This is a genomic window from Paracoccus marinus (genome assembly GCF_007018965.1).
GTDB classification, from domain to species: Bacteria; Pseudomonadota; Alphaproteobacteria; order Rhodobacterales; family Rhodobacteraceae; genus Paracoccus; species Paracoccus marinus.
In genome coordinates, this window is the sequence record NZ_VJYZ01000033.1 from 130,257 (window position 1) to 153,428 (window position 23,172).

The 23,172-nt window shown below is 71.2% G+C and carries 27 protein-coding genes; 4 read left to right on the top strand and 23 right to left on the bottom strand.

Features of this window, described 5'->3' with window-relative positions; translation table 11 throughout:
* The 14 genes from FNF32_RS12840 to FNF32_RS12905 all read right to left on the bottom strand — a co-directional run bounded on the left by FNF32_RS12840 (window position 1) and on the right by FNF32_RS12905 (window position 10,224).
* Window positions 1-852: an EscT/YscT/HrcT family type III secretion system export apparatus protein gene (locus FNF32_RS12840; RefSeq protein ID WP_131674171.1), complete on the bottom strand. Its 852-nt coding sequence runs from the start codon at window positions 850-852 to the stop codon at window positions 1-3.
* Window positions 853-855: 3 nt separating this feature from the next.
* Window positions 856-1,110: a type III secretion system export apparatus subunit SctS gene (gene sctS / locus FNF32_RS12845; protein ID WP_131674172.1), complete on the bottom strand. Its 255-nt coding sequence runs from the start codon at window positions 1,108-1,110 to the stop codon at window positions 856-858.
* The gene (gene sctR / locus FNF32_RS12850; RefSeq protein ID WP_131674173.1) at window positions 1,110-1,763 is read right to left on the bottom strand and encodes a type III secretion system export apparatus subunit SctR; all 654 of its coding nucleotides are present in this window, start codon (window positions 1,761-1,763) and stop codon (window positions 1,110-1,112) included. The genes sctS and sctR overlap by 1 nt, the downstream gene beginning before the upstream one ends.
* A complete protein-coding gene (locus FNF32_RS12855) occupies window positions 1,756-3,087 on the bottom strand; it encodes a FliM/FliN family flagellar motor switch protein (protein WP_143796681.1) in 1,332 nt (443 codons plus the stop codon). The genes sctR and FNF32_RS12855 overlap by 8 nt, the downstream gene beginning before the upstream one ends.
* The gene (locus FNF32_RS12860; RefSeq protein ID WP_143796682.1) at window positions 3,084-3,608 is read right to left on the bottom strand and encodes a hypothetical protein; all 525 of its coding nucleotides are present in this window, start codon (window positions 3,606-3,608) and stop codon (window positions 3,084-3,086) included. Before FNF32_RS12860 ends, FNF32_RS12855 begins: the two co-directional genes overlap by 4 nt.
* Window positions 3,605-4,990, bottom strand: a complete 1,386-nt coding sequence (locus FNF32_RS12865) for a FliI/YscN family ATPase (protein WP_131675485.1) — start codon at window positions 4,988-4,990, stop codon at window positions 3,605-3,607. The genes FNF32_RS12860 and FNF32_RS12865 overlap by 4 nt, the downstream gene beginning before the upstream one ends.
* On the bottom strand, window positions 4,987-5,658 hold the full coding sequence (locus FNF32_RS12870) for a hypothetical protein (protein WP_131675486.1): 672 nt from the start codon (window positions 5,656-5,658) through the stop codon (window positions 4,987-4,989). The genes FNF32_RS12865 and FNF32_RS12870 overlap by 4 nt, the downstream gene beginning before the upstream one ends.
* A gap of 3 nt (window positions 5,659-5,661) precedes the next feature.
* Window positions 5,662-6,411 (bottom strand): hypothetical protein, encoded by a 750-nt coding sequence (locus FNF32_RS12875; protein WP_143796683.1) that lies wholly within the window; start codon window positions 6,409-6,411, stop codon window positions 5,662-5,664.
* Complete coding sequence (gene sctJ / locus FNF32_RS12880) at window positions 6,408-7,223, bottom strand: type III secretion system inner membrane ring lipoprotein SctJ (protein WP_131674035.1); 816 nt, start codon at window positions 7,221-7,223, stop codon at window positions 6,408-6,410. The genes FNF32_RS12875 and sctJ overlap by 4 nt, the downstream gene beginning before the upstream one ends.
* A 29-nt stretch (window positions 7,224-7,252) precedes the next feature.
* Window positions 7,253-7,597 carry a hypothetical protein gene (locus FNF32_RS12885; protein WP_131674036.1) on the bottom strand — a complete coding sequence of 115 codons (345 nt, stop codon included), beginning with the start codon at window positions 7,595-7,597 and terminating at the stop codon, window positions 7,253-7,255.
* A gap of 631 nt (window positions 7,598-8,228) precedes the next feature.
* Window positions 8,229-8,450: a hypothetical protein gene (locus FNF32_RS12890; RefSeq protein ID WP_131674037.1), complete on the bottom strand. Its 222-nt coding sequence runs from the start codon at window positions 8,448-8,450 to the stop codon at window positions 8,229-8,231.
* A 32-nt stretch (window positions 8,451-8,482) separates the two neighbouring features.
* Window positions 8,483-8,923, bottom strand: coding sequence for a hypothetical protein (locus FNF32_RS12895; protein WP_131674038.1), 441 nt, complete (start codon window positions 8,921-8,923; stop codon window positions 8,483-8,485).
* Window positions 8,924-8,935: 12 nt separating this feature from the next.
* Window positions 8,936-9,259: a hypothetical protein gene (locus FNF32_RS12900; RefSeq protein ID WP_131674039.1), complete on the bottom strand. Its 324-nt coding sequence runs from the start codon at window positions 9,257-9,259 to the stop codon at window positions 8,936-8,938.
* Window positions 9,260-9,270: 11 nt separating this feature from the next.
* Window positions 9,271-10,224, bottom strand: a complete 954-nt coding sequence (locus FNF32_RS12905) for a hypothetical protein (protein WP_131674040.1) — start codon at window positions 10,222-10,224, stop codon at window positions 9,271-9,273.
* A 339-nt stretch (window positions 10,225-10,563) separates the two neighbouring features.
* On the opposite strand from FNF32_RS12905, the gene FNF32_RS12910 reads away from it, so the two are divergent.
* The 3 genes from FNF32_RS12910 (at window position 10,564) to FNF32_RS12920 (ending at window position 15,471) form a co-directional block, all read left to right on the top strand.
* Window positions 10,564-11,523 (top strand): hypothetical protein, encoded by a 960-nt coding sequence (locus FNF32_RS12910; protein WP_143796684.1) that lies wholly within the window; start codon window positions 10,564-10,566, stop codon window positions 11,521-11,523.
* Window positions 11,524-11,694: 171 nt separating this feature from the next.
* Entirely contained in the window at window positions 11,695-14,883 is a 3,189-nt protein-coding gene (locus FNF32_RS12915) for a DUF4781 domain-containing protein (RefSeq protein WP_131674042.1), read from the top strand.
* A gap of 30 nt (window positions 14,884-14,913) precedes the next feature.
* Window positions 14,914-15,471, top strand: a complete 558-nt coding sequence (locus FNF32_RS12920; RefSeq protein WP_131674043.1) for an SMI1/KNR4 family protein — start codon at window positions 14,914-14,916, stop codon at window positions 15,469-15,471.
* A gap of 100 nt (window positions 15,472-15,571) precedes the next feature.
* Here the strand turns inward: FNF32_RS12920 and FNF32_RS12925 are convergent, their stop codons facing one another.
* The 9 genes from FNF32_RS12925 to phnG form a co-directional block, all read right to left on the bottom strand.
* A complete protein-coding gene (locus FNF32_RS12925) occupies window positions 15,572-16,714 on the bottom strand; it encodes an alpha-D-ribose 1-methylphosphonate 5-triphosphate diphosphatase (RefSeq protein WP_131674044.1) in 1,143 nt (380 codons plus the stop codon).
* Window positions 16,711-17,211 carry a phosphonate metabolism protein/1,5-bisphosphokinase (PRPP-forming) PhnN gene (locus FNF32_RS12930; protein ID WP_131674080.1) on the bottom strand — a complete coding sequence of 167 codons (501 nt, stop codon included), beginning with the start codon at window positions 17,209-17,211 and terminating at the stop codon, window positions 16,711-16,713. Before FNF32_RS12930 ends, FNF32_RS12925 begins: the two co-directional genes overlap by 4 nt.
* Window positions 17,212-17,327: 116 nt before the next feature.
* The gene (gene phnL / locus FNF32_RS12935) at window positions 17,328-18,014 is read right to left on the bottom strand and encodes a phosphonate C-P lyase system protein PhnL (protein WP_131674045.1); all 687 of its coding nucleotides are present in this window, start codon (window positions 18,012-18,014) and stop codon (window positions 17,328-17,330) included.
* A 2-nt stretch (window positions 18,015-18,016) separates the two neighbouring features.
* Window positions 18,017-18,793, bottom strand: coding sequence for a phosphonate C-P lyase system protein PhnK (phnK, locus tag FNF32_RS12940; protein ID WP_131674046.1), 777 nt, complete (start codon window positions 18,791-18,793; stop codon window positions 18,017-18,019).
* Window positions 18,786-19,640, bottom strand: coding sequence for an alpha-D-ribose 1-methylphosphonate 5-phosphate C-P-lyase PhnJ (locus FNF32_RS12945; protein WP_131674047.1), 855 nt, complete (start codon window positions 19,638-19,640; stop codon window positions 18,786-18,788). The genes phnK and FNF32_RS12945 overlap by 8 nt, the downstream gene beginning before the upstream one ends.
* Window positions 19,637-20,236: an HAD family hydrolase gene (locus tag FNF32_RS12950; RefSeq protein ID WP_131674048.1), complete on the bottom strand. Its 600-nt coding sequence runs from the start codon at window positions 20,234-20,236 to the stop codon at window positions 19,637-19,639. Before FNF32_RS12950 ends, FNF32_RS12945 begins: the two co-directional genes overlap by 4 nt.
* Window positions 20,233-21,345, bottom strand: a complete 1,113-nt coding sequence (locus tag FNF32_RS12955) for a carbon-phosphorus lyase complex subunit (protein ID WP_131674049.1) — start codon at window positions 21,343-21,345, stop codon at window positions 20,233-20,235. The genes FNF32_RS12950 and FNF32_RS12955 overlap by 4 nt, the downstream gene beginning before the upstream one ends.
* A complete protein-coding gene (gene phnH / locus FNF32_RS12960; protein WP_131674050.1) occupies window positions 21,345-21,923 on the bottom strand; it encodes a phosphonate C-P lyase system protein PhnH in 579 nt (192 codons plus the stop codon). Before phnH ends, FNF32_RS12955 begins: the two co-directional genes overlap by 1 nt.
* Entirely contained in the window at window positions 21,920-22,369 is a 450-nt protein-coding gene (gene phnG / locus FNF32_RS12965; protein WP_131674051.1) for a phosphonate C-P lyase system protein PhnG, read from the bottom strand. The genes phnH and phnG overlap by 4 nt, the downstream gene beginning before the upstream one ends.
* A gap of 72 nt (window positions 22,370-22,441) precedes the next feature.
* On the opposite strand from phnG, the gene phnF reads away from it, so the two are divergent.
* Window positions 22,442-23,164: a phosphonate metabolism transcriptional regulator PhnF gene (gene phnF / locus FNF32_RS12970; RefSeq protein WP_281285682.1), complete on the top strand. Its 723-nt coding sequence runs from the start codon at window positions 22,442-22,444 to the stop codon at window positions 23,162-23,164.
* Window positions 23,165-23,172: the final 8 nt, after the last annotated feature.

Sequence of the window (23,172 nt, forward strand, 5' to 3'; positions counted from 1 at the left end):
TCACCTCAGCGCGTCGAGGAACGGGCGCAGCGCCCCGGCGCTCAGCGCCGCGTCGTCCAGCATGCCCATCGCGTAGCGTGCCAGAAGCGCCGCATAGGCCACCATCAGGATCACGAACAGCGCCTGCTTGATCGACATCGCCAGGAACATGGCGTTGAGCTGCGGGATGTACTTGGTGGCGACGACCAGCCCCATCTCGATCAGCAGCATCGGCACGATCATCGGCAGCGCCAGGATGATGCCCGCGCGCAGAAGCGTGTCCAGCAGCCCCAGCGCCAGCGCCCCCTGCGCGGGGTCGAGGGGCGGCAGCTTTTCCAGCAGCGGGATGACGTTGTAGCTTTCGTAAAGCGGCCCGAAGAGCGCCGGGATCAGCGTGCCCGTGACCGCCAGCACCATCACGCAGACCAGCAGCAGTAGCGTTCCGGTCAGCGATTCCTCGGTGCCCGCCCCGGGGTCGAACAGCAGCGCCATCGACGCGCCGCGCTGCGCGTCCACGAATTCGCCCGCCGCCATCGCGGCCCAGAACGGGATACCGGTCAGAAGGCCAAGGACGACCCCGATGATAAGCTCACGCCCGATCAGCGCGGGCAGACCGGCGGGGGTGACAAGGTCCGGGGTCGCGCCCACCTGCACGATCGCACCGGGCAGGATCGGCATGATCATCGACGCCAGCACCGCCCCGCGCAGGAACCCCACGGTCAGGTGAAAGCGCCCGAAAAGCGGCATCATCGCGATGAAGCCCAAGGGGCGCGCGGCCACCAGAACGAGAATGACGAGCATCTGCCCGGCCTGCACCGGGACGGGCGCGCGGATGCCGGCCCCGGCCAGCAGGTCGGGCAGCAGCCCCTCCACCCGTCAGATCCCGGCGATGCGGGAAAACACGTCGTCGGCGAACCGCACCAGCTGCGACGCAAGGCCGCCGCCGACCAGCAGCAGCACCGCGCCCGCCGCGACCAACTTGACGGCATGCGGCAGCGTCTGGTCCTGGATCTGGGTCAGCGCCTGCACCAGACCCACGATCAGCCCCACGGCCGTCGCGGCGATGATGACCGGCATCGACAGCGTCAGCACCAGCCACAGCGCCTGGTTGAGCGAATCGTAAAGCGGCATCAGGTCCCCGGCACGTAGCTCATGACCAGACCGTGCGTCAGCCGCGACCATCCGTCCACCGCCACGAACAGCAGCAGCTTGAACGGCAGCGAGATCACCATCGGCGACACCATCATCATCCCCATGGCGGTCAGAATGTTGGTGATGACGAGGTCGATCACGATGAACGGCAGGTACAGCAGCACGCCGATCTCGAACGCGCGGGTCAGTTCGGCCGTGACGAAGGACGGGGCGAGGATGAAGATGTCGTTCTCGGTCGGGTTCATCGCCGTGCCCGCGTGCATTTCCTGCGCCGCCTGCAGGAAGAAGGCGCGGTCGCCCGGCGTGGTGAAGCGCAGAAGGAACGCGCGGACGGGGGCCAGCCCCTGTTCGATCAAACCGGGCCACTGGCCGGGCTGGGTCAGCGATTCCATGCCGCCCGCCTGGTTCACGGCGGCGAAGGACTGCGCGATCACCGGCGACATGACATAGGCCGTCAGCACCAGCGTCACCCCGTAAAGGACGAGGTTCGGCGGCGTCTGCTGGATCCCCAGCGCGCTGCGGACCAGAAACAGGACCACGGCGATCTTCACGAAGGCGGTCAGGCTGACCACGATGAACGGGACCAGCATCAGCCCCGACACCGCGATCAGCATCGGAAAGGGACTATCCATCGCCGAACAGGGTACGGATCTCGCAGGCTTTCTGGCCGGCCACGGTGACGATCTGGCCGGTGCCCACGACCTGACCGTTGACGACGATGTCCACCGGCGCGCCGTCGGGGCGGTCCAGCGTCACGATGGTGCCCACGCCCGCGCGGCGCAGTTCGGCCAGCGGCATCAGCGCCTCGCCCACGCGGAACGACAGCCGCAGTTCCAGCGCGTCGATGGCGGCAAGCTGACCGTCGCCTTCGCGCGGCTGATCGCCGGGGGCGGGGTCGGGCCGGGGCTGAGCCGACGGCTGCGGTTGCCGGGGGTCCTGCGCGGCGGGGGCGGCGTCGGTCGTGGAAGCCGGGGCGGGATCGGTGCCCGGTTGCTGGCCCGGTTGCTGGTCGGCGTCGGTCATCGCGTCGGTCCTTGGAATAAACGTATTGGGCAATTGCGTTGGGGCGTGGGCGGGCCACACCGCGCCTTGCGGCGGGCGCGGCGCAAAGGGCGCGGCCAGCCGCCAGCCGCCGCCCGGCACCGGGGCAACGGCGGCCGCGAGCGCGCCCTCGACGATCGCCACCGCCTGGCGCTCGGTCACGTCGCCGGGCAGAAGCAGCGCGTCGCCGGGGGCAAGGCTTTCCAGTTCGGCCAGAGTGATGGGCGTGCCGTCGATCTCGATCCGCAGCCGCAGGGACAGCCCCGGCAGCGCGCCGCGCGGGCGGTCCCAGTGCGCCAGCGCGCGGGCCAGCGCGTCGGCGGCGGCGGGCGACAGCATCAGCCGCAGCCGGTGGCGCGACGGCTGCGACCCCGCGATCTCGATCCCCAGCGACAGCGCGACCGGGTCGGCGATCCGCGGCAGATCGCGCGTCACCTGCGCGAAGCGCAGCGACAGCCCAAGCGCATCCTCGGCCGCGTCGAGCCACGTGGTCAGCGCGTCCTCGACCAGCAGCGCCGCGTCGTCGGGCGTCGCCGCCTCAAGCGGCTGGCCCGCGATCCGGCGGATCAGCGACCACGGCAGGGCCACGGCGGCGGGCGCCCCGTCGAGCGACAGCGCCAGCCACGGCGCGTCGCCCGCGCCGCCCGCGCCCGGCAGCAGCACCATCTGCACCTGCCGGTTGCCAACCCGCAGCCCGAACGGCCGCCGCCGGATCAGCGCGGCGTTGCCGCAGCGCGCCTGCGCGGCCGACACCGCAAGGGCGGGCGCGGCAGGGGATGCGGTCGCGGGGGCAAGGGGCGCCCGCCCGACCGCATCGGGCGCCGGTTGCGCCGCACCTGCCTTGGCGGCGGGCAGGCCCGGCAGCGACGCGCCGCGCAGGTCCAGCCCGAGGTTGGTCGGAAAGCCGTCGCTCATGCCATCTGTCCTGCGTTCAGCCCTTCGAGCAGGCGCCGTTCCTCGGCCTCGAGCTCGTCGCTGCGGTCGATCGCGCGCATCCGCGCATCGGCCAGCGGCGCGCGCATCCTGCGGCGCTTGTCGATCATGCGTTCGGCGCGGGCGACGAGCTGGCGCGCCTCGGTCACCTTGTGGCGCGCCGCCTCGACCGCCTGGTCGGCGGCGACGATGGCGCGCTCGGCCTCGGCCTCGCGCTCGCGGTCGGCGGCGAACGTGTTCAGCACGCTGTCGAGCGCGCCGCGCAGCTGCGCGTTGCCCAGCATCGGGTGGCGCAGCACCTCGCGCCGCGCGGCCTGCTCGTCTGCCAGCGCCCGGGCGGCGGCGGCGGCCGCCTCGCGCGCGGCGACCGCGTCGGCAAGGCCCCGGCGCGCGCCGGCAAGCGCCTGCACGGCCACGTCGCGGCGCAGTTCGGCCAGCCGGATCAGCACGTCCGACTGGTGCAAACGGCGCTTGAGCAGCGCGGGCGCGATCGACTTCATCATGGCGCGACGCCCAGCCGCGCCAGCCGCGCCAGCGTGTCGTCGCGGCTGCTGCGGTCGGCGGTGGACTGCTGAAGGAAGCTCTCCATGTCGCCGCGCGTGGCCAGCGCCTCGTCCGCCATCGCGTCGCTGCCCTGCCGGTATTCGCCGACCTGCACCAGGATCTCGATCTCTTCCAGCTTGGCCATGCGGGCGAGGATGCGCTGGCTGGCCGCGATCTGGTCGCCGTCCGCGACCGAGGACATGACCCGGCTTTTCGACCGCAGCACGTCGATCGCGGGATAATGGCCGCGCCCGGCGAGGTCGCGCGACAGGATGATGTGGCCGTCGAGCAGGCTTCGCATCTCGTCCGCGACCGGGTCGGCGGCGTCGTCGTCGCCTTCCACGAGGACCGTGTAGATTGCGGTGATCGACCCGGTCCGGGTCCGGCCGGGGCGTTCGACCAGCCGGGGCAGCTGGGCGAAGGTCGATGGCGGAAAGCCGCGCCGCACCGGCGGCTCGCCCGCGGCAAGGCCGATCTCGCGCAGCGCGCGGGCGACGCGGGTGACGGAATCGATCAGCAGCAGGACCCGCATCCCCTGCGCGCGGAACGCCTCGGCCGCGGCGGTGGCGGTCAGGGCGGCGCGCAGCCGTTCGGTCGCTGGCCGGTCCGAGGTGGACACCACGACCGCCGCGCGCTTGCGCCCCTCGACGCCGAGGTCGCGTTCCAGGAACTCGGCCACCTCGCGGCCGCGTTCCCCGATCAGGCCCAGGACCACGACGTCGGCTTCGGCCCCGCGGATGATCTGGCTGAGCAGGGTGGACTTGCCGACACCCGCCGCGCCGAAGATGCCGATCCGCTGGCCCTCGCCCATCGTCAGCATCCCGTCGATGACCCGCAGCCCGGTCACGAAGGGGGTGTCGATCACCGGCCGGTCCAGCGGCGCGGGCGGATCGACGGTCAGGCGGGCGGTGCGCGGGATCGGCTGGCCGCCGTCCAGGGGGTTTCCGAACGCGTCCACGACCCGACCCATCAGCGCCATGCCGGCCGGGCCAAGCGGCTCGCTGCCGGTCGGGATCACCTCGGTCCGGCCCGACAGGCCGCGCATGTCGCCGGCCGGCGCAAGGATCGCCTGCTCGCCATCAAAGCCGATGATCTCGGCCGTCATCTCGACCCGGCTCACGGGGTCGCGCAGGATGCATTCCTCGCCCACCCGGCCGTCGGCCAGCTGGGCGTGAAGGACGCAGCCCGAGATGCGGGTGACGCGGCCGCGCAGGTCGAGGACGGACACCCGGCTTGCCCGCGCGCGCAGGCTTTCGCCAAGGACGTCCGCACCGGGCGCGACCGGGTCGAAGGGCGCGCGCCCGGCGAGCGCGGCGGGGTCCGTGTCGGCGGGCGCGGTCATGCGTCGTCGTCCGGCGCGCGGGAAAGGGGCGCGGCGGGTTCGGCGGTCAAGGGCGGCGCGACGACGGCGTGGCGATCCGTCGCCGCCGGCGCTTCCCACGCGCGCAGCGCCTGGTCGGTCAGCGCGCCAAGCCCGATTTCGGCGCTTCCCTGATCGCTCGTCAGCACCGCGCGGCCGGGTTCCAGCGCGTGGTCGGTGTGGACGTCGAGGATTTCGGGACCCGACGCGCCCGCATCCTCGACCGCGCGGTCGATCGGGGCGGCGATGTCGGGCGCGGCGAAGACGCGGCCGCGCCGGTGTTCGCGGAACTGGCGCAGCGCGGTCAGCGCGGCATGGTAGGTCGCCTCTTCCCTGGCGAAGTCGCCGACGATCTGGCGCACGGTGTGGGCGACCAGCCGCGCAAGCTCGGGCTCCAGCCCGACCAGCCGTTCCTGCGCCTTGGCCTCGGCCTGCGCGATCAGCCGCGCGGCGGTGCGGGCGCTGTCGCGCAGCGCCTTTTGCCGTGCCTCGGTCAGCACCGACTGGGCCTCGGCGGCGGCGGCGGTTTCGCTGTCGCGGCGCGCGGTCTCGGCGTCGCGCAGGATCGATTCCGCCTGGCGAAGCTGGCGCAGCTCGTCGCTGCGCAGGATGGTCGCGGGACGTTCCGGGGGGCGCTCGGGCGGGGTCATGGCTTAGCGTCCGGGGCAGCGTTCAGGGCGGCGTCGGGGGGGGGCGGCAAACAGCGCGAGCGCCTCGTCCAGCGCGCGGGCGGGGCGGTCGGCCGCTGGCACGGCGGCGGGGTTGGCGGGGACGACGACGGCGCTGCGGCGGAAGATGCGGCCGCGCAGGCCGCGCGCGGGGGACGGTGCGTTGGCGGGCGCGACTTGAGGGTCGGCGCCGGTTTCAGCGCGTTCATCGGCGGTTCCGGCAGGCACGGGCGTCACGTCGCGGACATGACCATGCGCCGCGGCATACTCCCCGGCCAGCGGCTCGGGCAGGCGGGCGATCCATTCGGCTTGGGCAAGCATCCGGGCGGCCGCGAGCGCCTGCGGCAGGTCGCCGCCGCCCAAGGGCAGCGACAGGTGCCGGCGACGCAGCGCGAAGTCGCGGGCAATGCGGTCCACCAGCGCGTCGGCTTCGGCCCGGTCGGGCGCGGTCACGGCGAGCGCCAGGCGGTGCGACGCCAGCGCGGCGGCGGCGGCGGCAAAGACCCGGTCCTCGGCCGCGGCGTCGATGGCGGGTGCCAGCAGCGGATCGCCGGCGTCGATGTCGGCGGCCAGCGGCGGCAGCGCGCGCGCGCGGCGGCCCAGGCCCCGGCCCTGCGCCGCGCGTCCCGCGGGCAGCCAGCCCGCGCGCCGGTTCGCCAGCGCCACCCGCGCCGCCGCCGCCCGGACCCGCGCCGGGTCGGTGCGGCCGCCTGCGGTGGCGCCGGTGGCGGTCACGATCCGCCGTCCTGGCGCAGCGGATCGGCGGCGCGGCGGCGGCGCAGCAGCATCGCCGCGTAGGGCCAGCCCGCGAACAGGAAGCCCGCGGTGGCCGTCGCCATCAGCGCCGTCAGCATCCCCCACAGCCGCGCCACGCTCGCCGGGTGGACCCACACCCCCGCGATGTTGGCAAGCTTCGGCATCGCCTCGGCCTGCGCGGCGGGCGTCGCCTCGTCGGCCGGGACCATCACGACGGTGATGTTGTCGTAAAGCAGCCCCTCGATCGAGTTCGCGACCAGCATCTTGATCTGGGTGCTGTAGCTTTCGACGTTCGAGGTCGGGACGTAGCGCACGAACACCGACGCCGACGACGGCTTCACGTCGCGGCCCAGCATGTCGGCTTCGGGCAGGACAACATGGATCCGGGCGGACAGGACGCCGTCGATTTCCGCGATGGTGCGCGACAGTTCCTGGCTCAGCGCATAGATCAGCCGGGCGCGTTCCTCGGTCGGGGACGAGACGAGCCCTTCCTTGGCGAACACGTCGCCCATGCTGTCGTACTTGCGCGACGGCAGGCCGCGCTGATCCAGAAGCGTCATCGCGTCGCCGAAGCGCGCGTCGTCCACCATCACCGTCAGCCCCTCGGCGCCCGGCGCCTTGGACGCGGGAATGCCGGACCCGATCAGGGCGGCGACGATCTCGTTCGCCTCGCGTTCGGTCAGGCCGGTGTAAAGCTCGGATTTGCAGGCGGTCAGCGCCAGCACGACGGAAAGCGCCGCCGCAAGTCTGGCCGCGCGGCGGCGCGCGGCCGTTGGGGGCAGGGAAATCATGATGTTCCGGGGTCCGCGTCCGAAAAGGGTCAGGCGCCCTTCAGGAAGCTGTTGAGGTTGTTGCCCAGGCTCGACGAGACCGAGGTGGCCAGCGTGAACTGCACGATCTGCTGCTGCACCTGGATCGCCATGCGGGATTGCGACCGCATCGCCTCGATCTGCTGGCTCAGCATCTCGGGGCCGGATCCGGTGATCGCCACGGGGCGGTCCATTTCCTGCCGGATCGCCATCGAGCCGGACTGGTAATCCGAATGCATCTGCCCCAGCCCGTCCAGCGCGCGCTGCGCGAAATCGCTGAGCTGCGGCTGGTTCTGGGTCGCGGGTTGCGCCAGCGCGGCGCTAGCGGCGGACAGGTCGGTGACGGCGGTGACCATGACGGGTTCCTTTCGCGTCGGGCTTTGCCGGGGTCTCAGGCCGCGCGGGCGGCCCTGTCGTTGAAACCGTGGCGAGGGTGTCGGCAGATCGTAAAAGCGGGGATTCGGGGACAGGCGCAGCTGTCTTTTACCGGAACGGAGTGACGCGTCACAGGGTTCCGCGAAGCGACCTGCCGGTTCGGACTTCCGCCGCCTCCACCCGCAAGGCCGGTGCCGAGCGTGCTGAGGGTGGGTCGTCCGTACGGCATGGCGACGGAACGGGGGGTGACTTGCGGGCGGTCACTCCGCAAATGACCGGCGGCCCGGAACGGGCGCGCCATCGCCGCGACGAGGCGGCGAAACGGGTTGGCACGGCGACCCAGCAGTTCGTCCCGACGCCGCAGCATCGCCCGCAGCGCCGCCGCGACATCGCGGCGCGCGGTCCGGGCAAGGCCGGGTGCGGCCTTTGCGTCTGCAGGGGTTCGGGTCGTGCTGGTCATCTGGCCGTGCCGGTCTTTCCAGGGTCGTTGGCAGTGGTGGTAGTAGTAGTCGTATCAAGGATCAGGGACGCAGGGTCGCGTCCCGTGGGGAAGGGGGTGCGGCGAGGTCGTTGCTGGCGACCAGGATACCGCATCCCCCTAGTGCGGGCGCGTCAGTACTGCGCGCCGCCGCCGATCGAATCGGCCAGGCTGCCGGCCATGCCGACGAAGTTCAGGATGCCACCGGCTGCCGCGAGGGGCGGGAAAGCCATTTTCAGCAGGTTGCCGAGCGGCGAGTTCAGGATGCCGCCGAGAGCTTTGGCGATGCCGCCCAGGCCGCTGACGATCTTGGTCAGGCCGCCGAGCGCCTTACCGATACCGGAAAAAAGTCCCATGTTCATGACTCCATGCAGTTGAACTTGCCCACTTAACCGTCGGTGCCGGGACGCGCGGGCGTCGCCTCGGCCTCTGCCGCAAGGCCTTCGTGGCCCTGGGTCAGATCTTCTGCGCCATTGACCAGGCCGTCCGCGAAGGCCTCGGCGTGACCGCCGGTTCCCTGCAGGTCGGCGGCCAGGCGGCGCGCATCTTCGTGCTGGTTCTGAAGGACGCGGCACATGGCAAGGATCGCCGTCGCCTCGTTCTTGCCTTCCAGGTTGGACGCGATGATCGTTTCAAGCAGCTCGTCGGCGCCCCGAAGATCGCCGGCCACCATGCGGACCAGCGCGGTGCCGATCGGGCCGGCGGCGTATTGCGGCATCCATTCGGAAATGGCCGCGAACACGGGGCCCATGTCGGTGTCGATGCCGCGCATGACGCCGGAATACCCGGCCTCGATCAGCAGTTTCATGTCGGCGCGGTCGATCTGCATCGAAGAAATACCTTAACGTGCGAGTTCGGGAAAATCGGAAACGAGGGAATCGAGCACGTCGCGCGCCTGGTCGGCGCGGGTGCGGGCGGTGCGGGCGGCGTCGGCGATGATCGCGATCCCGCCCTCGGCATTGCCGTTGCCGACCATGAACAGGCCGATCCCCAGACGGCCGAGCGCGTCTTCGGGGTAATGCAGGCTCCAGCATTCGAACACCGGCAGGACCGGGGTGTCGATGCCGCGCTGGCCGGTCAGCACCGCGACCGCCATCAGCAGGTGCAGGTCGTCGATCTGTTCGGGGGTGCCAGCCACGGCGGTCTGGTCGGGCGAGGTGTTCATGGCTGGTCCTTTCACTGTGACGCCCGGCCGGCCGCGGGGGCCGTGGCGGGCGCGAAATAGCCGGGCGCGGTGGCACCGGATGTGGCGGGCGCCGGCGCGGCGCCGAAGTTGCCGGCCCCGAAGTTGCCAGCCCCGAAATTTCCGGCCCCGAAACTACCGGCCCCGAAATTGCCGGCCGGGTAACCCGCGCCGTAATACCCGTTCGCGGGATAGCCGCGGCCCGCGTCGACTGGGGCCGCGTTGGTGTTGGAATATGCGCCCGCCGGATAGCCGGAGGGCTGGTAGCCCGCGCCCGGCTGCGCGCCGTAGCCCAGGTTCGCGGGGCGGCGCTGGCGGGCGGGGCCGCGGATGATGAGCGGCATGCCCGAACGCCCGCCATCGGCGCGGGCCGAACGCTCGGCCGCCATTGCGGCGATGACCTCGGCCAGTGCGTCGGTATAGCCGCGCGGGGCAACCACGCGGACCACGCTCGCGCGGTCGTTCGCGATCATGCGGTAGCTGGTATGGGCCATGCCCACCGCGTCGAGCTGCTCGCGCAGCGCGGGCATCGACACGCCCTGCAGGGGAAGAAGGCGGCTGGTCATCGCGGATGCCGGCTCGACATGGACCGCGGCCCCGTCGAACCACCACAACAGACCCGCGTCGCCCGAAACCTGATCCAGCGCGTCGCGCAGCGAACCCGACCCGTTGGCCACGCTGACCCGACCCGCCAGCCCCTGGGCCGCGATGACCGGCACGCCGGTCTTTATGGTCATCTGCTGCAGCATGTCGGTCAGTGCCACGTCCTTCGCTTCGTACGGGAACGGTTGATAGAGAACCGCCAGATCGTCGAGTGCCCAGCCCGGCTCGTCACCGGCCTGTGCCCATGCGGCCCCCGGAACGGACAGCTTCGCCGCCAGCGTCAATGCCAGCACAATCAAGGCCACCCGGCCCCGGTCACGCCAGTCATTCCGCGTGCAGGTCATCTGTCTTTCCGTTCACCTGCCGAGGACACAAGACGATTAAAGCGACAGAAGCGTGACAAATCATGTGAAATCGGTCCTCCCGGCGGGGTGCCGCCCCAAGCGGCGAGTTCTCGCCGATGGCGCCAGCCTTTCAGCGATCGGGTATCGGGCGCAATAGCGCGGCTTCGGTGGCGACGAGATTTCTGCCCGGCCGCGCCTCACGGTGACGGCGCGGCTTTCAGCCGCCGCGCGCGGCGACCGGCAAGTTTTCGCCCGTCCGCAAACTTCGTCATGCAGGTGTCACCGGAAAGGTTAACCTGCCTGCAATCCATTACCCGGATCTTGCAGCAAGGCCGTTCGATGCGTCGTTACCTTTTTCCCATTGCGATCACCTGCGCCGTTTCGGCGTCACCCGCCTTTGCCGGCGACAAGCACATTACCCCGGAAGACGCCGACATCGCCGTCACCGCCGTCCATGCCCTGATCGAGGCGCAGGGCGGGTCGATCGACAAGGAAACGGTGCGGACCGAGCTTGACGCCATGTTCAAGATCGCGGACGCCGGCGCGAACGGGCCCAACGACCTGCCCGAGGGGCTGATGCAGGCCGCGCGCCTGGCGATCGCCGCCGACAACCCGGCCTCGCGCGGCGTGGCGCTGGACTGCACCCGCGACATTCTCGTGGCGTTGACCATCGAAGCCAAGGCCGAACACAGCAAGACCCTTGCCGCGTGGAACGCAGCCGACCCGATGATCCGCGAGCGGGTGCCGGGGCAGGGGATGGCGCAAAGCGACATCGACGCGTTCGAGCGGCTGAAGGCCCGTATGCCCGGGGTGGCTCACGCCGACGCGGTCGAGTTCTGGGACACCCAGGACAAGGAGGTCAACCGCATGTTCCCCACCAAGCTGGCGGCGTGGGAAGCGGGCGTGGCCGAGGTGTGGGACGAACTGGACGACAGCGAGCGCCGGATCGTCGTCGGCGTCCTCGACAACAAGGAAGTCCCGCCCAAGGCGCTCATCAAGAAAGTGACGGGCGCGGACGACATCCTCGCCTGGATCGCGGTCGTGAACCTGCCGCTGACCAAGGACGAACGCAAGGCCAGCCCCGACCTCGTCGACTTCGCGGAATACACCGCCTTCGCCGGACCGCTGCAGAAGCGGTTCCAGGAAATCATCCTGGCGGCCGCCCGCAACGGCGGCGGTGGCGGCGGTGGCGGCATGAACGAGATGTTCTGGCAGCAGTACCGGCTGAACAACTGGTCGGCCATGACCGGCGAAATGTACAGCTGGGATTCCTATCGCTACATGACCCAGGGGTACTGACGGGATGCCTGGCGCCGCCCCAAAGGCCCGCGGGCCACGCCGCGTCGGCGCCCACCGCCCGGGCCCCGACCGCCGACCGGGCGGACACCCGCACAGCCAGGCTTCGCCAACCGCCTTCATCCTCACACATCCGGGCCGCTGAGCCCCGCCCATCCGAGCCGGAGAACCGCCATGTCCAACATCTTCAGCGCCATCCGTGCCGGAATCGAGCGTGCCACGCAGCCGCAGAAGCCGCCCGAGCCGATCAAGCCGCCGGCCCCTCCGCAGCCGAAGCCGCAGCCCAAGCCGCAACCCCAGCCGCAGGCCCAGCCGAAGCCGCAGGCGCAGGCGCCCGCCCCCGCGCAGGTCCCCGCGAAGCCCGCGACGGCCCCGGCTGGCCTGACGCCGCTGCTTCAGAACGTGACGAACCGCCAGCAGGGGCCCGTTCTGGGTCCCGTCGCCCCCGGCGCGCCCACCGCGCCGGTCGCGCCCGTCGATACGGTCACGCCCGAACGGCAGGCCAAGATCGACAGCTGGGTCAAGGACAACGCCACCCACGAAAAGGGCGGGATCTTCTGGGACAGCGAAGGCGGCACCCGCGCGTCGCAGGCGCTGCGCGGCGATTCCGACCTGGGCCGGCTGACCGATGCCGAGCGCGCGGCGCTTGCCGAAGGCTCGGTCAAGGCGTGGCAGGGCCAGTCCGACAACGGCCGCTTCAACGAGAACGTGCGCGAGGCGGTCGACGGCGTCCGCAACGATCCCGCCGCGCGCGAGGCGCTGGCGGCGGCGCTGGCCAGGCCCGAGATGAGCAACCAGGCGATCTATGCGAAAGGCGGCAGCGTCGCCTCGTCCCCGGAATGGGCGCAGCGGTCGGTGGGGATGCTGGAAACGGCGATGAACCTCGATCCGGCGGCGGTGGTGCGCGCCAATCCGGGGCTCGAGCCGCAGATCGCCAAGCAGACCCAGTGGATGGACGGCAGCGTCCGCGACAAGCTGTGGTCGGCGGCGGCGGACCGCAACAGCTTCTCGCCCGAGCAGCAGCAAAGCATCGCCACCTCGTTGTTTATGTTCGAGGACAAGAACGGCGCGCGGAACGGCCCGCAGCGGACCGACATCGCGAACGCGCTGGCCAACGCCCGCGCCCCCGGCAGCACCGACGCGGACCGCATCGCGCGCGAGCAGATGGCGCGCAACCTCGACGGCGTGATGGCCCATGAAGGCGCGCGCGAGATGCTGTTCGGCGAAAAGGTGACGCCGGAAATGCGGGTCTGGGCGCTGGACCAGGTCGCCGGCCGCGGCACCAGCATCAACGCGGACGCGTTCAAGGACGGCTGGGAATCCGAGGCGATCTCGAAAGCCTATGCCGCCAAGGTGACGGACGCCTATCAGACGCGCGGCACCGATCCGCAGTCCCTGGGCGGCGAGGCGCTTCGCAACACCGTGGGCCAGGCGATGGGCATCCGCCCGGACATGCTGCCCCAGGGCGAGCCGTCGGCCGAGTTCCTCGAACGGGGGATGAACAACCAGTTCTATTCCAACGGCGGCAACAACCAGGCGATCGACGACGTCCAGCGCAAGATCACCGAACTTGGCGGGCCGCAGGCCAGGGTCTCGGTCGTGCCGGTGACGATCACCAGCAAGGACGAGGGCGCGGCGACCGTTCCCGTGTTCCGGGTCGATGACAAGGCCACCGGCGAGGCGCGCTTCGTCGATCACACCGGCCGGACCTACACCGACCTCAAGGATTGGGAAGAAAACAACAAGCTGCCCGAAGGCAAGATGACCTACGCCAAGGGCATGGACCTGAAGTCCGAGGAACTGTCGCACGGGAACACGCCCGGCGTCGTGGACAGCTTCGGCGAGGGGTTCGGCAAGGTCATGGACGGCGTCGCGCTTGGCGCGGGGATCGTCGCGGGTGGCGCGCTGATCCTGGGCACCGGCGGCACCGCGGCGCCGCTGGTCGCGGGCGGGGCCGCCCTGTGGGCGACGGGCCGCGCCGCCTCGGACCTGCACGACAAGGCGACCCACGGCCAGGACATCACCGACCTGTCGGACCCGTCGGTGCGGTCGAACTGGCTCGAGGTGGCGGCGGGCGCGCTGTCGGTCGGCGCCGTGGGCGGCGCGCTGAAGCTGGGCGCGATGGGCGGCCGGGCGACGCCCGCGTTCGCGCGCGCGGTGTCGGGCACGGCCACCGCGGCCGAGGTCATGGACGGTGCGGCCGTCACCGACCAGTCGATCCAGCTTGCCCGGAACTGGGACAACATGTCGGGGCAGGACCGCGCCGCGGGCCTGCTGAACGTGGCCTTCTGGGGTGGCATGGCGGGCGCGTCGCGGATGTCGGGCGGGGTGGCCCGGAACGGGACCGACGGCATGTCCTTCGCAGGCCTGGACCAGCGCATCCGCGCGGGCGCAACCACGCCGCCGGCCAACGTGCCGGTTTCGCAGGTGCCGGGGATGGGCCCGGGCGAGGTGCGGGTCGCCTATGACACCCGGAACGGCCGCGCGACCAACATCCGCATCGAACACGGCGCGGGCACGCCGGACCCGGCGCAGCTTGCGCTGCACGAACACACCGCCGCGCAACTGTCGTCGGCGGGCGGGCTGCGGTCGAAACTCGACAACATCCTGCGCGGCAAGGCCGAGCCCGAGCCCGGATCCTCGGCGTTCGAGGCCAAGCTGGAGATCGACAAGATCACCCGCGAGGCCGACGCGCTGGCCAGGACCCAGACCGCCGGCCTGACCCAGACCCAGCGCAACGACATCGCCGTGCGCCAGCGCGAACTGGACCAGGCGCTGGTGCGCGAGACGAACCGGCTGAACAGCCCGATCGCGCAGGGGAACGGCTTCGTCGCGGCCCCGCGTTCGCTGACCGACATCATCAACGACCACGAGGCGAGCGGGGCGATCACGCGCGGGGTGCCCGCGAACATTGCCCCGCTCAGCGCGCCGGCCGCTACCGCGCCGTCGCGGATCGACTATGGCAGCCTGAACGCGTCGGGACAGGCGCAGGGGATCGAGGCGACGATCACCAGAGACATGCTGGGGACGGGCAGCCATGCCAAGCAGTCAATCAAGCCGCCGGGCTTCGTCAGCGGTGATGAAAACCACTCGCGCGGCCACCTGCTGGCGCGTTCGCTCGGGGGTTCTGGCACCGACGAGCGAAACTTGGTGATGCTCTATCAGCGTTTCACGAACTCGCCGGTGATGAGCGACTTCGAGCGGCAGGTCCACGACGCCGTGAGCGCGGGAGAGGTGGTGAATTACAAGGTGACGCCCCTTTACGCGGCGGGCCAGGACCACCCGGTCGGCGTCGCACTTCAGGCGCGCGGATCCCAGGGGCTGGACATCTCCATCACCATCAACAACATCGACAACTCGTAAGCGGCTCCGGTCGCGACAGAAGGAGCCGACATGGATTGGTCCGCCGAACTCGCCGCAGTCATGCCGCCGCCCGCGTTGGAGCAACGCCATCCGGTGCCGCAGCCAGCCGAGTGGACCACGGTCGAAGAGGCATTGGGGCGCGCAATCCCTGCCGACTACACGGCGTTCATGGCCGAGTGGGGACCGGGCGGCATCGGCGATTTCATCCGCCTGTTTGCGCCGAACGGAGCCCGTCCTGCCGTGCGGATGCCGGATGCAACGCTCGGTCCCGTTCGATCCTACGAGACGCTGAAGGCGCACCATCCCCAGACCTTCACGATGCCGGTCTTTCCGCAGGACGGCGGGCTGATGCCCTTTGCCGTTACTGACAACGGCGACTATCTCGGCTGGATCGTCGGACCGGGCGGTCCGGAAACCTGGCCGGTCGGCATCTGGGGCGAGGACGAGGGCGTGGCAGAGGTGTTCCCGATGAGCTTTGGTCCGTTCATTGTGGAATTGGTAAAGGGCGAGCTTCGCCCGCAAGCGTTTCCCGAAGACCTGTGGGACAACCTTCCCCTTAGCTTCGAGCCCCGCGCGCAGAGCCGCTGAGCGGCGACGCGGTACTGCGGGCCGACTGGATCGCCGACCTCGCCGCGGTCATGCAAACCTGCCCGTGGCGGCGCTGTGGCCTGCGCTGGCCCGCCGCGGCCTACGCCACCCGCTTGCCGCCGACCCACGTCTCGCGCAGGACCGGGGTTCCGTCCAGCATGGCAAACCGGATCAGGTCGGCGCGGCGGCCGGGCTCGATCCGGCCGCGATCGGGCAGGCCCGCGGCCTCGGCCGGGTTCGCCGTCACGGTGGCGATGGCGCGGGGCAGGTCGTCCCAGATGCCGCCCAGGATGGCCGCGCCCGCCAGCAGCGACGAGGGCACGTAGTCCGACGACAGGATGTCCAGCCGGTCGGCGCGCGCCAATTCGGCGGCGGCGACATTGCCCGAATGACTGCCGCCCCGCACCAGGTTCGGCGCGCCCATGATCGTGGCGATCCCGTGGTCGCGGCAGGCGTCTGCGGCCTCGAGCGTGGTCGGAAACTCGGCCAGGCGGATGCCGTAGCCGGCCGATGTCGCGACCTGTTCGGGGGTGGTGTCGTCGTGGCTGGCCAGCACCGCCCCCAGCCGCTGCGCCACCGCGACCGCCGCCGCCTCGTGCTGGGCGCCGAAGCGTTGCTGCAGATCGGTCAGGCGGCGGACGTGGGCGGCGAACGCCTCGTCCGACATGCGGCTTTTGCCCTGCACGTATTTGGCCAGCTTGGTGATGTCGCGGAACTGGCGCTGGCCGGGGGTGTGGTCCATCAGGCTGACCAGCTTGACCCGGTCGCCCGCGTCGAACTCGTCCAGCTCGGCCACCAGCGTCTGCGAACAGACCTCGGCGCGCAGGTGGATGTAGTGGCTGATCCGCAGCGCGTCGGTCGCGATCATGGCCAGGATTTCCGACGCGAGGGGGCGGGCGTAGCGGGGGTATTCGGCCTCGTCCTCCTCGATCGAGCCGACGCGCAGCGCGTCGAACACCGTGGTGATGCCGACGCTTGCCAGTTCCGCGTCGTGGGCCACGATGGCTGCGGCGTGGGGCCAGCCGACGCTTGGGCGGGGCTGGATGTGGCGTTCCAGGTTGTCGGTGTGCAGTTCGACCATCCCGGGCGCGATGAAGTCGCCGCCGCAGTCGATCGCGCCGGCCGGCGCCGCGCCGCTTTCGTCCAGATCGGCGATCAGCCCGTCCCGGATGACGAGGCTGCCGCGGGCGACCCGGTCGCGCAGGATCAGTGAGGCGTTGGCGAACACGGTTTCGGAGGTCATGGAAAGCTCTTGTCTGTGGGGGCGGGCAGCAGCGAAAGGACCGCCCGCACGGCATGGTCCAGCGGGCCGGAATTGTCGATCAGGTGGACCCGGGTTCCGGGCAGGTCCGGCAGGTCGCGGCCCGCCGTCAGCAGGCGTTCGCCGATCGCGCCCGCATCCTCGCGCCCGCGCGCGCTGAGACGCCGGGCGAGGACTTCGGGCGCGGCCGTGATGTGGATCACGCTCAGCGGCGCCAGCACCTGCGCCGCCTGCGGCAGGACCGCGCGGGACAGGTTCACGCACAGGATCCGGCCCGCCTGCTGCGCCGCGCGGACCTCGCCCGGGATGCCGTAGGACAGCCCGTGCGCGTCCCAGTCGAGGACGAACCGCCCCGCCGCCCGGTCGCGGTCGAAGCTTTCGCGGGTCGCGGGCCGGAACGGTTCGGTCGGGTCGGCGGGGCGGGTAATGACGCGGGTCGCCAGCAGCACGTCGGGGCGGGCGCGGGCCACCGCCGCCATCACGCTGTCCTTGCCCGCGCCAGAGGGACCGACGAAGGCGAAGCAGGGGGCCGCGCCGGGTGCCTGTCCTGACGCCGATCCTGCCGCCGGGCCTGACGCCGGGTCGGGGTCCGCCGTCATGCCGCCGCCCGTTCCGGGGCGAAGCTCGTCACGTCCACCAGCCGGTCGCAGACGCGGGCGCGCGCGTCCTCGTCGTGGAAGATGCCGAGGATCGCGGCGCCGGCCGCCTTGGCGTCGAGGATCAGCGACAGCACAACCTCGCGGTTGGCGGCATCGAGGCTCGCGGTCGGCTCGTCCAGCAAGAGCGCGGGCCAGGGGTGGACGAAACCGCGGGCGATGTTCACCCGCTGCTGCTCACCGCCCGAAAAGGTCGTCGGCGACAGCGGCCACAGCCGTTCGGGGATGTTGAGGCGCGTGAGCAGCGCGGCGGCGCGGTCGCGCGCCTCGTCATCGGGAACGCCGAGGGTCAGCAGCGGCTCGGCCACGACGTCGATCGTGGGCACGCGGGGGACGACGCGCAGGAACTGGCTGACGTAGCCCAAGGTCGCGCGGCGCAGCGCGATGATGTCGCGCGGCACGGCGGTCGCCAGGTCCACCCCGCCCACGCGGACCGACCCCGCGTCGATCCGGTAGTTGCCCCAGATCATCCGCATCAGCGTGGATTTGCCCGCGCCCGACGCGCCGACCAGCCCCACGCATTCGCCGGGGCCGACCGACAGCCGCGCCCCTTCCATCACCCGCAGCACGGTCCCGCCCTGATTGTGGAGCGTGAAGTCCTTGGCCACGTCTTCTACGTCGATCATCGTCATACCTGCAGGACCGAGGACACGAGAAGCTGCGTATAGGCGTGGCGCGGATCGTCAAGCACCTGGTCGGTCAGCCCGGTCTCGACCACGCGGCCGTCCTTCATCACCATCAGCCGGTCGGCGAGCAGCCGCACCACGGCCAGATCGTGCGTCACCAGCACTGCCGACAGCCCCATCCGCCGCACCAGTCCGCGCAGAAGGTCCAGAAGCCGCGCCTGCACGCTGACATCAAGGCCGCCGGTCGGCTCGTCCATGAACACGAGCCGGGGGCCGGTCACCAGGTTCCGCGCGATCTGCAGACGCTGCTGCATCCCGCCCGAGAACTGGCGCGGCCGGTCGTCGATCCGCGAGGGGTCGATCTCGACCCGGCTCAGCCAGTCCTCGGCGGTGTCGCGGATCCGGCCGTAGTGGCGCGCGCCGACGGCCATCAGCCGCTCGCCCACGTTGCCCCCGGCGCTGACCGCCATCCGCAGCCCGTCGCGCGGGTTCTGGTGGACAAAGGCCCAGTCGGTGCGGCCCAGCATCCGGCGTTCCGGTTCGGACATTGTGACCGTATCGACCAGCCCGCGGTCGCTGGTGTCGAAAAGGACCTGCCCCCGGTCGGGCGCAAGGTGCCCGGCCATGCAGTTGAGCAGCGTCGATTTGCCCGACCCGGATTCGCCGACGATCCCCAAGACCTCGCCCGGCCACAGATCGAAGCTCACGTCGGTGCAGCCGATCCGCGCGCCGTAGCGTTTTTCAAGGTCGCGGACGGACAGCAGCGGGGTGTCAGTCATGGCCGCTCTCCTGCCTCGTAGCGCAGTAGTCGGTGTCGGAACAGACGAACATCCGCCCGCCCGCGTCGTCGGTGATGACCTCGTCCAGATAGCTGTCCGTCGCCCCGCAGATCGCGCAGGGGTGGTCGGCCTTGCTGGCGGTGAACGGGTGGTCGTCGAAATCGAGGCTGACGACCCCGGTCCACGGCGGCACCGCGTAGATGCGCTGCTCGCGCCCCGCGCCGAACAGCTGGATCGCCGCCGACATGTGCATCTTGGGGTTGTCGAAGCGCGGGATGGGCGAGGGGTCCATGACGTAGTGACCCGCGACCTTGACCGGATAGGCGTAGGATGTCGCGATCTCGCCGTGGCGGGCGATGTCCTCGTACAGCCGGACCTGCATCAGGCCGTAATCGGACAGCGCGTGCATCCGCCGGGTTTCCGTCTCGCGCGGTTCCAGAAAGCGCAGCGGTTCCGGGATCGGGACCTGGTAGACGAGGATCTGGTCCCCGGTCAGCGGGGTTTCCGGGATCCGGTGGCGGGTCTGGATCACGGTCGCCTCGGCCGTGCGCTCGGTCGTGGCGACGCCCGCCACCCGGCGGAAGAAGCCGCGGATGCTGACCGCGTTGGTGGTGTCGTCCGCGCCCTGGTCGATGACCTTGAGCGTGTCGTCGGGGGTCAGGCACGCCGCCGTCACCTGCACGCCGCCGGTGCCCCAGCCATAGGGCATCGGCATCTCGCGGCTCGCGAACGGCACCTGATAGCCGGGAACTGCCAGCCCTTTCAGGATCGCGCGGCGGATCATCCGCTTCGTGTCCTCGTCCAGATAGGCGAAGTTGTAGGCCTGGCCGGGATCGTGCGCGGTCACAGCAGCCACCGGTCGTTCAACTCGCGCTCCAGCGCGGCGGGGTCGGTGAACAGCACCGCGTCCATGCCGACGGCGCGCGCGCCCTCGACGTTGGCGGCGCTGTCGTCGATGAACAGGCAGTCCGATGCCTCAAGCCCGTTGCGGTCCATCAGCAGGCGGTAGATCGCGGGGTCGGGCTTCAGCATCTTCTCGCGCCCCGACACCACGATGTCGCGGAAGCGGTCGGTCAGGCGCGGGTGCAGCGCCAGCGCGTCGTTCCAGCTTTCGGCGGACCAGTTGGTGATCGCGTAAAGCGCGTGCCCGTTCTCGGCCAGGCGCTGGATCAGGTTCCACGTCCCCTCGATCGGCTCGGCGATCGTCAGGCGGTGGCGTTCGGGATAAAGCGACGCCGGATGCGCGCGCTCGCCGTGCCGCGCGCGCAGGTCGTCCACCGCCTCGGCCCAGCTTCGCCCGCCGTCCTGCTGCCGGTTCCAGTCGGAAAACCCCACCTCGGCCAGGTAGGCGTCGGTTTCGGCGGGGGATGCGAAGTGTCCCGCGAACGCCGCATGCAGGTTCCAGCGGATCAGGACGTTGCCGATGTCGAATACGATGTTCATTCCGCGGCTTCCCTGTTGTTGTCGGCGCCGGTCCCCGCCGCGTCCGCGCGCAGCCGCCGCACCAGCTCAAGCTCGGCCTGGAAATCGACGTAGTGCGGCAGCTTGATGTGTTCCAGGAACCCGGTCGCCTGGATGTTGTCGCAGTGATACAGCACGAACTCGGCGTCCTGCGCGGGCGCGCCCGCGTCATCCTCGCCCAGCTCCTCCCACCGCAGGGCGCGGTCCACCAGCGCCATCGACAGCGCCTTGCGTTCGGTCTGGCCGAAGCTGAGGCCGTAGCCCCGCGTGAACTGCGCGGGCTCGGTGCGGCTGCCCGTGAACTGGTTCACGGTGTCGCATTCCGTGACCTCGATCTCGCCGATGTCGATGGCGAAACCCAGCTCGGGAATGTCCATCGCGACCGGCACGGTGCCGATCCGCAATTCGCCGACAAAGGCGTGGTTGCGGGCGTAGCCGCGCTGCGTCGAATAGGCGAGGCCCAGCAGGAAGCCTTCGTCCCCCCGCGCCAGCGCCTGCAGGCGCAGCGCGCGGTCGGCGGGCAGTTCCAGCGGCTCGCGGGTCAAATCGCCGGGGTCGGCGTCGGTCGGGTTCTCGGACTGGATCAGCCCGTCGCGGTTCAGGAACGACAGGATGTGCAGCACGTCTGAGGCGGCGGGCGACGGCGCGGCCTCGGCGCCGGTGCCTTCGACCGGCACCTCGCCATCGGCCATCAGGCGGAAGTCCAGCAGGCGGTGGGTGTAATCGTAGGTTGGCCCCAGCACCTGACCGCCCGGCGCGTCCTTGAATGTGGCCGAGATGCGGCGGGCGATGTCCATCGCGCCGGTGTCCACCGGCGCGGACCCGCCGAAGCGCGGCAGGGTGGTGCGATAGGCGCGGATCAGGAAGATCGCCTCGATCAGGTCGCCGCGCGCCTGCTTGATCGCCAGCGCGGCAAGGTCGGGGTCGTAAAGCGAGCCTTCGGCCATGACCCGGTCCACCGCCAGCGACAGCTGGTCGCGGATCGCGTCGGTATGGATCGCGGGCTGGTCCGCGGGGCCGCGCCGGACCTCTGCCAGCCAGTAGTGGGCGGCACCGATCGCGCGCTCGCCCCCTTTCACGGCGACATACATCAGCGCGCCTCCCCGGTGTGGATCGCGGTCGAGCGCGGCACGGCGGCCACCCGGTCGCCGCAGGTCAGGATCGCGTCCCAGCCGAGCGGAAAGCGGGCGTGGTTCGCGGCAAAGGCGGCCGGGTCGGGCAGGGGCAGGGTGGCGGTGTCGCGGATGCCGGGGCCGGTGAGGGTCGCGCCGACCGGATCGAGCGCCGGCAATTCCACGATCAGCGTCGCGGCGCGGTCGGGATATTCGGGGTTGCCGATGGGGAAGCGGTCGGTCGGCAGCAGCGCGTCCCAGGTGCCGAGCGCAAAGGCCGCATCCCCGGCCGTCACCAGTGGCGCGGCGCAGTGGAACGTGACCCACGCCCGCACCTCGGCCGTGTCGTGCGAGGGGCCAAGGAACAGGGGCGTGGTCCGGTCGCACAGCGTCAGCAGCGCCGTTCCCGCCGCGATCGACAGCGGCGCGGGCGGGCGGGCGCCGGTGACGTCGTGGATCGTGCCGGGGCGGGCCATCGCCTGCATGATCGCGCGGAAGGCGTGGGCGGCGTCGGCGGGCGGATCGGCGAAGCCGCCCGACAGCAGGTGCGCGGTCATGCGTCCTCTCCCCTCACCAGCGTGAAGAACTCGACCCTGGTGGCGGCCGCGCGGCCGGCGCGGGCGTGGCGGCGGGCGGTTTCCTCGGCCCGCAGGGGGGCGATCACGCCGGCCTCGATTCGGGCGGCGGCGTCGGTTTGCAGCAGCGCGTCGATGGCTGCGGCGCGCAGCGCATGGGGGCGCGAGCGGCCCTGCACGTAGCCGTGGCCGACCGTCCCGCAGGGAAGCTGGACCGAGGCGCGGGTGACGGTCATCTCGCCCAGGTTGAAGGGCGCGCCGGTCCCGCCCGCGCGGCCGCGGACCATGACGGTCCCGATCTCGGGCGCGCGCAGGACCTGGTGGTCCGGCAGGTCGGGAAGCAGCGCCTGGATGCGGCTGGCGCTTGCGCGGGCCAGCAGACCAAGGTTGTCTGCGCGTGTATGGGGGAGGGGCGGGTGATCGGTCATGGAAACTATACAACTAGACAAATCACCTATAGCACGCCCCGCGCGCATGTCCCGTGAATATTCGGTGACGCCGTGAGCTTGTGGCGCACCATTGCCGATCACCTGCGCGACGACATCGCCCGCGGCCACCACGCGCCGGGCGAGCGCCTGCCGAGCGAGGCGGCGCTGGCGGCCCGGTTCGGGGTCAACCGCCACACCGTCAGGCAGGCGCTGGCCGCGCTTTCGGATGAAGGGCTGGTCTGGTCGCGGCGCGGCGCGGGGGTGTTCGTGCAGGCGGCGCCGACCGACTATCCCCTGGGCGGGCGCACGGTGCAGTTTCACCGCGCGATCGCGCTGGCGGGGCGGATGCCGGGGCGGCAGATCGACTTCGTGGCCACCCGCACCGCCGACGCGGTCGAGGCCGAGGCGCTGGCCCTGCCCCCCGGCGCGCAGGTCCACGTGGCCGAAGGGGTTTCGCTGGTCGATGGCCAGCCGGTCGCGATGTTCCGGTCGGTGTTTCCGGCCGAGTGGCTGCCCGCCTTGCCCGACGGGCTGCGCGAGACCGGCTCGATCACCGCGGCGCTGGACCGCTGCGGCGTCCCGGCCTTTCGCCGCGCCCATACCCGCATCACCGCGCGCGTGGCCGACGCGACCCGCGCGGCGCGGCTGCAGGCCCGGCCGGGCGACGCCCTGATCCGGACCGAGGCGGTGAACGTCACCCCCGACGGCACCCCGGTCGAACGGGGCCTGTCGTGGTGGCTGGCCGCGCGGATCACGCTGACCGTCACGCCCGAAGGGGGCGGGTCGGACCCCTGAAGCGCCGG